At 45.9% G+C, this 12544-nt stretch carries 10 protein-coding genes; 1 reads left to right on the forward strand and 9 read right to left on the reverse strand.

Going from position 1 to position 12544, the window contains the following annotated elements:
• Positions 1 to 718: 718 nt before the first annotated feature.
• The 6 genes from MKX75_RS22650 to MKX75_RS22675 all read right to left on the reverse strand — a co-directional run bounded on the left by MKX75_RS22650 (position 719) and on the right by MKX75_RS22675 (position 6700).
• Positions 719 to 1987, reverse strand: coding sequence for an SEC-C metal-binding domain-containing protein (locus tag MKX75_RS22650; RefSeq protein ID WP_339166939.1), 1269 nt, complete (start codon positions 1985 to 1987; stop codon positions 719 to 721).
• A 549-nt stretch (positions 1988 to 2536) separates the two neighbouring features.
• On the reverse strand, positions 2537 to 2983 hold the full coding sequence (locus tag MKX75_RS22655; RefSeq protein ID WP_339166940.1) for a hypothetical protein: 447 nt from the start codon (positions 2981 to 2983) through the stop codon (positions 2537 to 2539).
• Positions 2984 to 3086: 103 nt separating this feature from the next.
• Complete coding sequence (locus MKX75_RS22660; RefSeq protein ID WP_062835887.1) at positions 3087 to 3593, reverse strand: type 1 glutamine amidotransferase domain-containing protein; 507 nt, start codon at positions 3591 to 3593, stop codon at positions 3087 to 3089.
• A 211-nt stretch (positions 3594 to 3804) separates the two neighbouring features.
• Positions 3805 to 3972 carry a hypothetical protein gene (locus MKX75_RS22665; RefSeq protein ID WP_167350899.1) on the reverse strand — a complete coding sequence of 56 codons (168 nt, stop codon included), beginning with the start codon at positions 3970 to 3972 and terminating at the stop codon, positions 3805 to 3807.
• Between the two features lie 76 nt (positions 3973 to 4048).
• The gene (dtd, locus tag MKX75_RS22670; RefSeq protein WP_339166943.1) at positions 4049 to 4510 is read right to left on the reverse strand and encodes a D-aminoacyl-tRNA deacylase; all 462 of its coding nucleotides are present in this window, start codon (positions 4508 to 4510) and stop codon (positions 4049 to 4051) included.
• A 12-nt stretch (positions 4511 to 4522) separates the two neighbouring features.
• On the reverse strand, positions 4523 to 6700 hold the full coding sequence (locus tag MKX75_RS22675) for a bifunctional (p)ppGpp synthetase/guanosine-3',5'-bis(diphosphate) 3'-pyrophosphohydrolase (protein ID WP_062835889.1): 2178 nt from the start codon (positions 6698 to 6700) through the stop codon (positions 4523 to 4525).
• 373 nt (positions 6701 to 7073) lie between these two features.
• Between MKX75_RS22675 and uraA the strand changes: the two genes are divergently transcribed.
• Positions 7074 to 8390, forward strand: a complete 1317-nt coding sequence (uraA, locus tag MKX75_RS22680) for a uracil permease (RefSeq protein WP_339166944.1) — start codon at positions 7074 to 7076, stop codon at positions 8388 to 8390.
• Between the two features lie 155 nt (positions 8391 to 8545).
• Here the strand turns inward: uraA and MKX75_RS22685 are convergent, their stop codons facing one another.
• The 3 genes from MKX75_RS22685 to MKX75_RS22695 are packed head-to-tail and all read right to left on the reverse strand — an operon-like array spanning position 8546 to position 12507.
• Complete coding sequence (locus tag MKX75_RS22685; protein ID WP_047844084.1) at positions 8546 to 9061, reverse strand: adenine phosphoribosyltransferase; 516 nt, start codon at positions 9059 to 9061, stop codon at positions 8546 to 8548.
• A gap of 37 nt (positions 9062 to 9098) precedes the next feature.
• Entirely contained in the window at positions 9099 to 11507 is a 2409-nt protein-coding gene (gene recJ / locus MKX75_RS22690; RefSeq protein ID WP_339166945.1) for a single-stranded-DNA-specific exonuclease RecJ, read from the reverse strand.
• A 40-nt stretch (positions 11508 to 11547) separates the two neighbouring features.
• Entirely contained in the window at positions 11548 to 12507 is a 960-nt protein-coding gene (locus MKX75_RS22695) for a cation diffusion facilitator family transporter (protein ID WP_339166946.1), read from the reverse strand.
• Between the last annotated feature and the right edge of the window lie 37 nt (positions 12508 to 12544).

The raw sequence follows: 12544 nt of genomic DNA on the forward strand, positions 1-12544 counted from the left end.
GCGGGCAGAACAACCTTACAATCGCTGTTATCCCCAGATTTTTTTAATTAATTTTATAATGTTGAAATCCGGTGATAAAGGCGAACGCTTCGCTTTTACAGGTTTTTTCTGCCCTCTCCGTTTTCGTGTATTTCTTTTAAATCAACTTATAAAACAAAAAAATCCCTCGCCCTGTCGCTGTGTATACAGCGAACAAAGGGACGAGAGATTGTGTAATATACATTCACCCGTGGTACCACCCACATTCCGGAAACCTGACACTTTAGCCGTTCAGGTGATCTCTGATGATTCAGGTTTGCCCAAGGCATTCTGATCAAGCAGATATTCCGCTCTACGTGTAACGCACGTCCTGCGCAGGCCGGCTACTGGTCAACAGATCATATCTGCTGTGTTCGCCGTCTGTTCTCGGGGAAGTCATTCGTCCGCTCATCAAGAGAATCCTTACAGCCTGGGGATTCCTCTCTGGTCATGTGGGCACGGAGTACTTGGTCCCGTCATCAAATCAGTAATATAGTTCAAAAATCGACTTGTATTGACTATAGTCAACGTATTATTTTCTGATTGTAATGAACCGCAGTACTAAAGTCAAGGGTTAACACGAAAAGATAGCATGAAAAAAATTCACTCCCACACCGTAAGGTATGGGAAGTCCACTGAAATCACGGCTAATAGAAGCTGGATTCCTCCAATGAATTCCAACTTCTATTGCTTCAAAACGCTATTGTTTCAGCATCCACTTCAACAGATCCGGCGCGCTCGCCCATAAACGGGAATGCATAATGACATATTCAATCGCTTCGTCGGAGTCGCCCATTCCGACAAAGTCAGGGAGGTTATGCGGCAGCCGTTTCAAACCCAACAGGTAATCAGGCACATGTTTGTTCACACCCCGGGCTACACGGTACAGCATTTTGAGCTGGGAGGTGATTCCGTTTTTCTTATACTCCAGAATAATCTTGTCATAGGCAAAGGCAGTTGCAGCATCACCTTTTTCATACTTCTCGAGCAACTGCTCTGCCTGTTCCAATTGGTTGCTGTACAAATACACAGCAGCGAGCAGGTAACGTGCTCCGGTATTATCTTCTGTATTAAGCTCTAGAATATGCTCCAGAATTTGTGCCGCTTCTTTGGCATCTCCACCAAACCAGCAGGATTCGGCATAGCTTTTGCATATCCGGATATAGGGACGAGTCTCATGAAGCCCCCAGAAGTCCCCTTTGTTCTCCTCAAAGAAAAGTTCGCCCAGTTCACGTTTACCAGCAGCGATTCCTTCCTTGAGGTAAGATCGTGCATCATGCTCATTGTCCGATTCCTCAGCTAGAATAAGATTCGCATCAGAGCTGTCAGGATACATCTCCAGCGCTGTTTCCGCCAGATGTACTCTCCGTTTGGAAGAGCTCACTTCCATCGCCTTAGATAGCAGAGCCTTTGCTTTATCTTTCGATGTGCCTGGACCGTTCAGCATCAATAACTCGTCCGTTTCGCCGCCCATGCCGTATTCTTCGATGTAACTATTCATCTCCTTAACCTTCCGGGAGATCGTGCCTGTCGTTACCTCATATTTATCAGCCAGCTCAGCCTTTGAGACATTGAAGCCGTATTCTTCGGACAGCAAATACTCAATTGCAGCACAGAACGAGCCTGTCTTCTTCACAGTAGGACGGGTCTGACGGGAGTAGCCGTTCCATAACACCAGAGCTTCCAAAATTACCTCTGGCTCGTATTGTTTCCTCATGTTCTCAATAGTCTCCAGGGCCAGTTGTTCGTGAGCCGGATGCTCCCATTTCAAATCGCTTGCCACCATTTTTTTTAGCTTGGTCAAGGTCAGCTTGCTCTCAGGCTGAATGGAGGCTTCCTGAACCGGTTGCTCCGTTGATATTATCCCCAGTATGGATTCTACTGCAGAGGACTCCTTGTTCAGACAACATTTTTTATATTTTTTCCCACTTCCGCATGGGCATAAATCATTTCTTCCAACCTTACTCAAAACTAATTCCCCCTTAAATCTGTCTCTAGCCGTTCGCATGAGAACTCTGTTGCTTTAGCATTGTAGGTGTTAATTCTCAAACGAGGCATTCTATATAACTTTTAATTTCCATCGATCAGGCAGAAACGGCTGCCTCGTACTTATATAAATAGGGCGGGGCCGTTTCAGCGAGTATATGTTCATCTGGAATATGACGTATCACTCTGGCGATGAATTCCTACAAGTCGCTGTAGTATATATAAACCCATCTCTCTATTCTAGCAAAAATTGAATAAAGGGGTAAGCTTTGCCCAAAACATACACATTCTCAGCTCAAAAAAAATAGCCTGCACACGGTGTGCAGGCTCAAAGGATATATAAAAAAAGGGGGTCATGTGTGTTATTATAAGCCCACTATGTTAAAGGCTTATGTAACTAATATTACAGTAATATTACAAAAATGATAGCGCTTTATAATTTTGTTTTGTTAATAACTCATGATTAAAAAGCCCTTGCACATCACTCGACTGTGTGGGTCCAGCAGTGCAAGGGCCAAGAGGTATCTACACGTTAATTCAAATCTTCCACATAGGCATGGTTGGAACGAAGCTTATGAACAATTTCGTCATAATCCTCATCACTCACTTTGGCAGACAGAACATAATGCAGATCATCATAATCGGCCGAAGACACGTCCGCTGCATTCAGCAAGTCTCCATCCTCATTCACTCTGTCACGAGAATCCCGTTCTGCATCACGGTCCACATTCGCTACCACAGGGATCACATTTTCGCTGGCAGGAACACCTGGGGCTGCACCTACACCCATTGCTCCGTTGGTGCCTACGCCACCTGCTGTATTATAGGGCACCAGTGGCACCATAACACGGGTATCTCTACCTACCGCACTGTCCAGTTGACCTACTTCCAAATGCTCTGTACGAAACGTCTGAAGCGAAGTTCTTGCTCCCTCTGCCTCGTCTTCGGTTCGAAAATACGCCTGAATATGTTTTGTCATGTCAAACCCTCCTTTTTCGGAATGAAATGCAACGTGAAGTTGTAAGCCTCACGATGTAACGTAGTTAAGATACATCCATGTATGTCAGTGGAACTGGGTGAAGTTAAATGACTTTTAGCAGTTCACGTACAAATGCTGGCTCATCTTCAGGCGTGCGGGATGTAATATAGTTTCCATCCACAACAGCCTCATGATCCTTGAACTCTGCCCCTGCGTTTACCATGTCATCCTTAAGTGGTGGATAGGATGTAATCGTGCGACCTTTCAACAGACCGGCACTTGCCAAAATCTGCGGACCATGACAGATCGCTGCGATCGGTTTCTTCGCACTGTTGATCTCGGTGACGAACTTCAAGATGTGCGCATCACTTCGCAAATTCTCAGGGGATGATCCACCAGGAATTACGACTGCATCATAATCTGAAGCGGATGCATCGGAGATCGCTTTATCTGCCGTATAGGAGGCCTTTCCACCTTTACCTTTAAGGGTTTCACCCGCTTTTAATCCTATAATTTCCACTTCATGTCCAGCTTTTTTTACTTCGTCATACGGAACCTGCATCTCCGAATCTTCAAAGTCATTCGCCAATAAAAAAGCAACTTTACTCATAACGTATGTTCTCCTTTCCGTGTTCGAACTTTCTTTAGAGATCGGGACTTGTAGTACATTGGCACTTCGTTGTGCCTCGTTTTGTTATTACCCTCACCAGAGCAATTTATAACAGCACACAACAAAAAGTCCTGATTCGATAACTACGAACCAGGACTTTTCACAATCTGTATAATCCAAATTTCGGATGTTTTTATACCTGTGCAGACATTCAAGATCGCGGAAGATAAGTTTGCTTCCCTTTGTCCGAATCCTGAAGTGCCCAGATGGTTGCAACACATTCAGCAGCTGCACGGGCAAGATGCAATGATTCATTCAAGTTTCCAGGGAATACCAAAGGTTCCGTACGAGTACGTGTTTCTTTCGCAGATTGTCGCATAATGGATTGGATACTCCTTTGATCATGAAATAGTCATCAACGAATTATCCCTCATTATGGCCTGAAGTCCATGAAATTATGCACGTGGTTCCTGACGAATCGGACTTTCAAGCATCAAAGTCACCGGTCCCCAGTTGGTAAATGTTACATCCATCATCGCTCCGAAACGACCCGTTTCAACCTGAATGCCTTTATCGCGTAGTAGCTGATTAAACGTTTCATACAACAGTTCTGCCCCTTCAGGTCGAGCCGCAGCCGCAAAGCTCGGGCGCTTTCCTTTGCGACAATCCCCGTACAGGGTGAACTGGGAAACTGATAATACAGCTCCACCTACATCCAGCAGGCTGAGATTCATCTTCTCCTGATCATCCTCAAAAATCCGTAAACCACTAACTTTATCAGCCAGATACTGGGCATCCTTCTCGGTGTCCTCATGGGTAATGCCCACGAGCAACATTAATCCAGATTCGATCTTACCTGTCAGCTCGTCTCCCACGGTCACCTGAGCCTCTTTACAACGTTGTACAAGCACCCTCATCTTACAGGCTCCTTACTGCATAATCCGATGCACCGAATAGACATCTTTCACCCGTTTAATCCGTTCTACAACGGATTGCAGATGATCCGTATTACGAATCAGAATTGTGACGTGCACCAATGCTAATTTATTTTTATCTGTCCGTCCTGTAACGGCAGATATATTGGTTTTACTTTCGGATACAGCCTGAAGTACCTCATTGAGCAAGCCATTCCGATCATGGCCTGTAATCTCAATATCCACACTGTAACTCGCTTCAATATTCTCTTCCCACTCGACCTCAATCACGCGTGCTGCTTCTTCTCCGTCTGCACTTGTCGGAATATTCGGACAGTCACTACGGTGTACAGAAACGCCGCGTCCGCGTGTAACGTATCCGATAATGTCATCACCAGGTACAGGATTACAGCATCGTGCGAATCGGACAAGCAGATTATCAATGCCTTTGACACGAATACCGTTGGTTGGTCGATTCCTACGCTCAGGTGCAGGTTTCAGCTCGCGCATCTCGGAATTTAATTCCAGCAAACTGGATTCTTCCTGCTCTTTACGCAGTTTTTCGGTTGCTTTGGTTACAATCTGTGCAGCAGTAATCCCACCGAAGCCAACAGCTGCAAGCATGTCATCAATATCGTTAAACGCATATTTTTTGGCAGCTTCCATCAACTTGTCATCGGTCATCCACGCAGAAGGATCAAGCCCCATGCGTTTCAGTTCGCGCTCACAGCTATCCCGACCTTTTTCAACGTTTTCTTCACGGCGTTCCTTCTTGAACCATTGCTTGATCTTCGCTCGTGCATGAGATGATTTCGCAATTTTTATCCAGTCCTGGCTCGGTCCGTAAGAATGTTTGGACGTCAAAATTTCGATGATATCGCCTGTCTTCAGGTGGTAATCGAGCGGAACAATTCGACCGTTCACTTTGGCACCAATGGTCCGATTACCAACCTCCGTATGGATTCGATAAGCAAAATCCAAAGGAACAGAGCCGATCGGCAGTTCGATAACTTCTCCTTTTGGCGTAAATACAAATACCAGATCCGAGAAGAAATCCATTTTGAGTGATTCTACGAATTCCGAAGCATCCTGTGCTTCGTTTTGAAGTTCAAGAATTTCACGGAAAAATGTAATCTTATCTTCAAAATGATTTCCGTTCGCAGCGCCTTCTTTGTAGGCCCAGTGTGCAGCGATACCAAATTCAGCAGTCCGGTGCATATCCCATGTCCGAATCTGTACTTCTGTTGGTTCACCATTGGGACCGACTACCGTTGTATGCAGCGATTGATACATATTCGCCTTTGGCATCGCAATGTAGTCCTTAAAGCGTCCAGGCATCGGTTTCCATAGCGTGTGTATAATTCCCAGGGTAGCATAACAATCCTTGATATTATCCACAATAATACGAATGGCAAGCAGATCGTAAATTTCGTTAAACTGCTTGTTTTTGGTGGTCATTTTCTTGAACACGCTGTAGATATGTTTCGGGCGGCCCGAAAGGTCTGCCTGAATTCCCATCTCATCGAGTTTGTTCGTAATTCCATCCATAACCGTATCAATATATTGCTCACGTTCCGCACGCTTTTTGTGCATCAGGTTTGCAATTCGATAGTACTGCTGCGGATTCAAATAGCGGAGGGCGATGTCCTCCATTTCCCATTTGATCGCAGAGATACCCAAACGGTTCGCAATCGGACAGAAAATTTCCAGCGTCTCATATGAGATCCGGCGCTGGCTTTCTTCCGACTGAAACTTGAGTGTCCGCATATTATGCAGACGGTCAGCCAATTTAATCACGATGACACGGATGTCCTGCGCCATGGCGATGAACATTTTGCGGTAGTTCTCGTTCTGCTGTTCTTCCTTGGAGCGAAACTGAATACGTTCCAGCTTCGTCAAGCCGTCAACAAGCATGGCACACGTATTGCCGAAATGATTGCGGATCTCTTCAAGTGAGACCGTAGTATCCTCTACTACATCATGAAGAAGCGCTGCTATTATGGAGATGGTGTCCATCTGCATGTTCACAACAATGTCGGCAACCGCAAGCGGATGCAGAATATACGGTTCTCCCGATTTTCGCGTCTGTCCATGGTGGGCCTGATCAGCAAATTCGTAAGCTTCTCGTATGCGCACCAGATCGGGTTCTTTGATATATGCCCCGGCCTTCTCGAGTAATTGCTCTATGCCCATTCTGATCTGTTCCGTGTCCTTTCTATACCAAATGGAACCCGTGACATTGCTGCAACACAGGTTCCCCGTAAAAGTAATTTCCTATAATTATGACGCTTCGCCCGTTTCCCGTCAACTGCTGACGAATAAGAGCGCTTATCCAATTTTTATATTGGTAATCCGCATTAGATATAAGCTGATTCCCCATCACTCACAGTTGATTGCATATATTGCTTAATTCTTATGTATTATTGCCGTTATTTGCTGAAATAGAAGGAAAATTCATGAAAATATAAATTCCATCGCTCTTCTGCGTCAAAAATGTTATTGCTTAATTAAGAGAAACTCTGTAATCTATTGAAAGTTTGTGTTTCGGAAAAGGAGATGAAATTCATTGCAACGCGAAATTCAGGTCAATCAAAAGATGCCACTTGGCTCAGGTTCACTGCTTAGCCTTCAGCATTTGTTCGCCATGTTTGGCAGCACGGTGCTTGTGCCGAACCTGTTTGGTGTCGATCCAAGCATGATCCTGCTGATGAACGGAATTGGGACACTGTTGTACATACTCATGTGTAAAGGTAAGATTCCAGCATATCTCGGATCAAGCTTTGCCTTTATTGCACCTGTCACAATGGTTTTAAAACAACATCCAGAGAATGGCTACTCCATGGCACTTGGAGCTTTTATCATAACAGGACTTGTTTTCTGTCTCGTGGCCCTCATTATTAAATTTGCGGGTACCGGATGGATCAACGTTGTATTCCCACCAGCGGTTATGGGTGCCATCGTTGCTCTGATCGGTCTGGAGCTTGTACCTGTTGCAGCGCAAATGGCCGGATTGATTAATTCTAATCCTGTAGCTAACCCCAACTGGGTTCCTCAGGCCAAACCCATTATTTTATCCATGGCCACGCTAGGTATCACTGTTATTGGAGCCGTAACGTTCCGTGGATTCCCCAAAATCATTCATATTCTTATCGGTATTGTAGTGGGTTATATACTTGGATATTCTATGGGTCTGGTTGATAAAGCGGCTATTAGAACTGCTGATTTTATCTCTCTTCCTACGGTAACAACGCCTACATTTGACTGGTCCGTTATTTTCACCATTTTACCTGTAGCACTAGTGGTTATCGTTGAACATATTGGACATTTGCTTGTAACGAGCAGCATCGTAGGCAAGGATCTGTCGAAAGACCCTGGGCTCCATCGTTCCCTGCTTGGTAACGGCGTATCCACCATTCTGTCCGGGTTTGTAGGATCAACTCCCAATACAACCTATGGCGAGAACATTGGTGTTATGGCCCTGACTCGCGTATACTCCACATATGTCATTGGTGGCGCAGCAGTCATTGCAATCGTACTCTCCTTCTCAGGAACATTCTCGGCGCTTGTAGCCAACATTCCTGTGCCAGTTATGGGTGGTGTATCCCTGCTCCTGTTCGGGGTTATTGCAGCATCCGGTCTGCGTATTCTGGTTGAACAGAAAGTCGATTTTGCCAAACCGACCAATCTACTGCTTACTACACTTGTATTGGTCATTGGACTGAGTGGTACAGAAGTTACCTTCTACGGCATTCATTTGAAAGGGATGGCACTGGCAACTATCGTCGGAATCCTGATGAGCTTGTTGTTCAAACTGTTTGAAGTGCTGGGTTGGTTGAATGATGATTCAAAAAAACAGCCTATCACTGAAAAGACGCCCCATTAATTCCAACGTTTAAACATCAAAAGCCTGTTCTTTCCAACCCTAACGGATGGAGAGAACAGGCTTTTTCACAATCATTAATGCTGTATATTATTTCCCGGGAAAAGGGAAAAGCAATTCAGGTTTTAATCACAACACTCCAAGTGGAGATTTTAAACTTAGTAGTTCATCAATGTGAATACATCGATTTTCTCAGGCAATTTAGCACGACCATTCAGATCAGACAGCTCGATCAGGAATGCAGCACCGACAACGTTCCCACCCAATTGTTCAATCAAGTTGATGGAAGTTGCAATCGTTCCACCCGTTGCGAGCAGATCATCTGCGATCAGGACATTTTGACCTTTTTCAATCGCATCTGTATGCATCGCGAGTGTATCCTTGCCATACTCGAGATCATAACCAACTTCAATCGTCTCTCCAGGCAGTTTTCCACTTTTACGAATCGGAGCAAAACCGACACCTAAAGCGTATGCCAGAGGGGCGCCCACAACGAAACCACGTGCTTCAGGTCCAGCAATGACGTCAATTTTGAGATCAGAAACCATCACTTTCAGTTCATTGATCGCCTTGCGGTACATTTCTCCATCTTTCAACAATGTTGTAATGTCCTTAAAGCTGATTCCCGGTTGTGGAAAGTCAGGGATGACACGAATATAATCTTTAAAATCCAAAATAATCTCCTCCTAAAATAAATACACAAACTTCCATCTAAGATACGCCCTTCATCCGGGATATCATCCATTGTGTCAGTTGCGGTGTGGCTGCATCCAGCATCACCTGTTCTATCTCAGCCATGTTTTCGAGCGCCTGATAGTGACGTGAGGCGGTTAGTTCACGCTTAGGTGGATTATCCACAAACGCAATTTTGCCGTTATCACGGGTAATGAAGGACAACTCTTCGAATACATCCAACATCATCGTAATCATGCGCGGCGAACATCCACACTGACGACTGAGCACAGGAGTAATCTCTTGTTCCTCCACGGGTTCAGCTTTCCATTTCAACACCTGCATATAAATACGCTTAAAGAGTTCTCTGGAAGGCATCTGAAGGCGATCTCGGCGGTTGCCTGATCCGTGCAGAAGGATGATATTCTCAGCTCCACTGAACAAAGCCAGCATGGCATCAAGTTGTTCCGGGGTTTCCGGCGTATCAAACACAAATAACGTCCGGACCTGTTCCTGTCCATAATGCTGTGCAGCAGCATTACACGGAAATAACCCGACCTTTCTATCATATACCCAAAGGCAAGGTTCATACAATGAATTTCCCTCGGAAACGTCTGTTTCTTTACGAACAATGGCACCCACAGAACCTGATTTGTATCGTAGATGCACCTCAAGTGAGCTCAAGAAATGTTTCATCGCATTCAATGGCTCGACATTACCGCGCAAATCAAATACTTGGACCTGAGGAACATGAATGTCCTGAAGCATCAATTGAGGTTTTCTCATCCCATTCCATTCATTAACGGACAATTCTCCCATCACATCAATAACGGTGCCTGGGAGAAGGAACTCTGCTAACGCTCCCTTACCAAAAGCGACGGTTTCCAGTTGCTGACCATCTTGCTCCAGAACCAGTTTCAGATGGCGTTTCTCTCGTCCCATCGTTCTGGTTTCCTTCACTTTCACACTTCTCAATACAAACCGTGGCGAAGGATTGCTCATCCCGAAAGGCTGCAATCTGTCAATCTCCTGGATCACTTTCAGCGGAACATCACTGATTCTGCATTCATCATCTGCAAGACGCTGAGGTACAAAGTCCTCTTCGGTCAACACGGTTGCAGCAAACTCATTCAAGCCAGCCTCAAGTTCTTCCAGTTGATCCCGATGCAGGGTCATACCTGCTGCAGCAGGATGTCCACCGTAATGGTCCAGGTTGTGTTTATTGACTGTGAGCGCCTCATAGATATCAAGGCCCTCAATGGAACGCGCAGAGCCCTTACAGACACCGCTCTCTGAATCGATCCCAAGAATAAGTGTAGGTCGGTAATAGCGGTCCAGCAATTTGGAAGCCACAATACCAACCACGCCAACATTCCAGCCCTCACCAGCCAACACGATTACATCTGGCACGGATCCTGAACGAAGCTGTATCTTTTCTTCCAACTGTGCTGTTGCTTCTTGTAATATGCCCTCTACGACTTGCTGACGCTCCCGATTCAATAGATCCAGCTGGCCGGCAAGCGTATGAGCTTCATCCAGATTCTCGGTGGTGAGAAGTGACACTGCTCTGCCGGCGTGATCCAAACGTCCACTGGCATTAATACGCGGTGCCATGGCAAAGGCAATATTAATCGAAGTCACCTGACTCTGATCTACACCACTGATTTCGAGCAATGCACTTACACCGGGAAGACGTGAACCGCGCATGGATTCAATTCCATAACTGACGATAACCCGATTCTCCCCTTCCAAAGGCATCAGATCGGCAACGGTGCCGATAGCGGCTATCTCCATCCATTCACCAGGTACTTCCCCGATCAATGCCTGAGCCAGCTTCAAGGCTACTCCCGCTCCTGCCAAACCTTTAAAAGGATATGGACATCCCGGAAGTTTTGGATTGATAAGTGTATAGGCTTCGGGCAAAACTTCAGGCGGCTCGTGGTGGTCTGTCACAATGACTTCGATGCCTAGTGTTGCCGCATAAGCAATCTGTTCAACAGCACTTATTCCGGTATCCACGGTAATAATCAATGAAACGCCTTGTTGATGGGCCCAATCCAACGCATGGTTGTGTAACCCATACCCTTCATTCGAGCGATGAGGAATATATATATCGTACGAGGCACCAAGGTGACGCATCAAATGGATCATCAGCGATGTGCTGGATACGCCATCAGCGTCATAATCACCGTAGATTAAAATGTGTTCTTCCCGCTCCAAAGCCAGCTTGATTCGAGGCACTGCTTCATTCATGCCGAGTAGCAGATAGGGATCATGCATCTGATTCAGATCAGGATACAAAAAACGTTCTGCCTCCTTCTCATTGTGCACTCCTCGACTCACAAGCAAACGTCCAACAAGGGGTGAAACGGAAAGCGCCTGCGAGAGTCCCGCAGCCGCCTCCAAATCGATATTCGGTGTATTCCACCGGTATTGCGAATAAAGCAATGATAACGCTCCTTTCCTGATCTACTGGACCCGCGCTTCACTACTGAATTAATGTCGCTTCGTGATCGGGCAGTTCATGATTGGATTTATAAGGATAACCTGGATCATAAGGTATCGCTTGAATCTGTACTTCTTTCACATGACTGAACCGAGTTAGCAATAGTGTCTTGGCCCGATTCGCAATCTCCTGTGCTTCCAGTATTGAGATCCTCGGATTCACACTAATGACCAGTTCAATCGTAACGTCATGTTCCTGTTCACGTGCCACCAAATGTTCGATGGTAATGATGCCATACACCCGCTGTACAGTCTCTTTAAAATCGGATGCTTCTTCTTGCTCCAGTTCCTGAACAAGTGAACCATATACCGTGTCCACAATCATTCGGTAACCCTTGTGAAGCACAAAACAGGAAGCAATCAATGCAGCCGTGGGGTCCAGGTAGAGCAGCATGCTCAGACCCATCTCCTCACCAGCCATCGATCCGATAATGCCGATTAATACGGTGAGCGAGCAATAAAGCGCACGGCGATGTTGCTGTGCATAGGCCAGCGCCTGAGACTGATTTCGTTTACGGAAATATCTGTACTGAAATTGAAAGATTGCTTCCTTCACAGCCAGAGCCGCAACAGCCACCAAAAGTACTGACTTGCCAGGTGCTTCCGGTTCACTCCCGGAGAGGCTACCCAATGCAGAGATGGCAAGCTGCAATCCACCCATAAGGATCAAAACAGATAACAATACTGAAATTCCCGGCCTGGCAACACGTGAATGTTCTTTGAACCGTTCCCTGCGAGCCTTGCTCTTATGGCGTACAGACTTGGAGGGAAAGAGACCGGCCAGGGCAGAACCAGCTTCAGAAGCAGAATACAAGCCGTCAGCGAGCAATGATTTGCTGTTTGCCATATAACCGACTCCCGCTTTGATCACCGCAAGTCCCATATTACCAGCAATACCGCTCCATGTGGCGGCCTGAGCTGATGGGATATGTTCTCTGGTCATGAATATTCCCCCTTAATTCTGTACATAAAGTTGCAAA

Source organism: Paenibacillus sp. FSL R5-0341, from assembly GCF_037975235.1.
In the GTDB taxonomy this organism is placed as follows: Bacteria; Bacillota; Bacilli; order Paenibacillales; family Paenibacillaceae; genus Paenibacillus; species Paenibacillus amylolyticus_A.